This is a genomic window from Lutimonas halocynthiae (genome assembly GCF_030409835.1).
GTDB lineage: Bacteria > Bacteroidota > Bacteroidia > Flavobacteriales > Flavobacteriaceae > Lutimonas > Lutimonas halocynthiae.
On record NZ_JAUFQO010000014.1, the window covers coordinates 1 to 1533 of the forward strand.

Below are 1533 nucleotides of genomic sequence, written 5' to 3' on the forward strand. Positions count from 1 at the left end.
ACCAACCATGACCTGGACCCTGGCCAACGCATGGCCCACCAAAATTACTGGGACCGACATGAAATCAGATGCCAACGAGGTAGCAGTAGAAACATTGGAATTGGTACATGAAGGTTTGACCATTAAAAATGGAGGGTAAAATTAATCAACAATATAAAAACAAATTATTATGTCAACAGCAATGAAAACACCGGGTGTATATATCAAAGAATTAGATGCATTTGGTAACGCGGTAGTACCTGTACCAACAGCAGTACCGGCATTTATAGGCTATACCCAGAATACTTCATTTGAAGGAGAAAGTCTTTTGAATAAAGCAGTAAAAATATCATCACTTGCCGAATTCTTTACAATTTTTGGAAGCGACGCCCCTCAAATTAAATTTTCTATTAAAGATCCGGAGACGGATAAGGATCCCGATATTATTCTATCAAATTTAAAGGGATATACCATTTCTCCATCAACAACTATGTACAGGCTATTTAGTGCCATGAAACTGTTCTATGCCAATGGAGGAGCTAATTGTTATATTATCACAATTGGTAATTATAGCAGCCCACTTAATAAAACTGACTTTTCAGATGCGATTCTCTTACTAAAAAAGGAGCAAGAGCCGACTATGTTAGTGATTCCGGATTTGGTAGAATTATTTAAAAAAGATGGAGATAAAAAGGATTTGGCTACATATTATGCTGACGCATATGCTTTACAGGGAGAAATGATTAACCATTGTGGTGAAGATATGCCAAGTAGGGTAGCCATATTGGATATCCCAAGAGGATTTTACGAACCTTTGGTTGATCAAACTCAAAGTATTGATGCTTTTAGAGACCAGGTGACACCTACCCTTCCAAAAAGCAATAGTTATGCGGCTGCTTATTATCCTTGGCTGCATACATCTATATACCAAGAATCAGATGTATCCAATAATAATTTAGATTCAGACGGTCTAAATACTTTAGATGGAATCATTCGAAGCGAATTGGAAATGACCAAGGATGATCTTACGAAGAAATTGGATGAAAATCCGAATAAAAAATTGGATAAAAAAACGCTGGATTTAGACATCAAGATTTCGTATCTCACAGGTGTTAAATACAAAGGAAAATATAAAAATAATGAGGGGCCACCACAACTGACTGATTTTAAAGATGATGATCGGAAAAAAGAAAATGGAATGGCTGATGCAGCAATGAAAATTCTAAGCCCTTCGTATAAGGCCATTCTTGATAACATTCAACATCACCTCAACCTGATGCCTCCAAGTGCCGCTATGGCGGGGATATATACAGCAGTGGATAATAATATTGGTGTATGGAAAGCACCAGCCAATGTTGCGGTTTTAAGTGTCAATGCTCCGGCCATCAATATTGACCATAACGCCCAACAAGATCTGAATGTACCACTAAGTGGCAAATCGGTTTGTGCTATTCGCGCCTTTACCGGACGTGGAATTCTGGTTTGGGGCGCTAGAACCCTAGATGGGAATTCTAATGATTGGCGGTATATTAACGTAAGAAGAACCTTGATTTT

The 1533-nt window shown here is 38.1% G+C and carries 2 protein-coding genes; both read left to right on the forward strand.

Annotated elements, in window-relative coordinates; translation table 11 throughout:
• On the forward strand, positions 1-139 hold a 139-nt coding region (locus QWY87_RS12860), incomplete at its 5' end, for a phage tail protein (RefSeq protein WP_290291843.1).
• Between the two features lie 30 nt (positions 140-169).
• Positions 170-1533: phage tail sheath subtilisin-like domain-containing protein (locus QWY87_RS12865; protein ID WP_290291841.1), on the forward strand; the 1364-nt coding region annotated here is incomplete at its 3' end.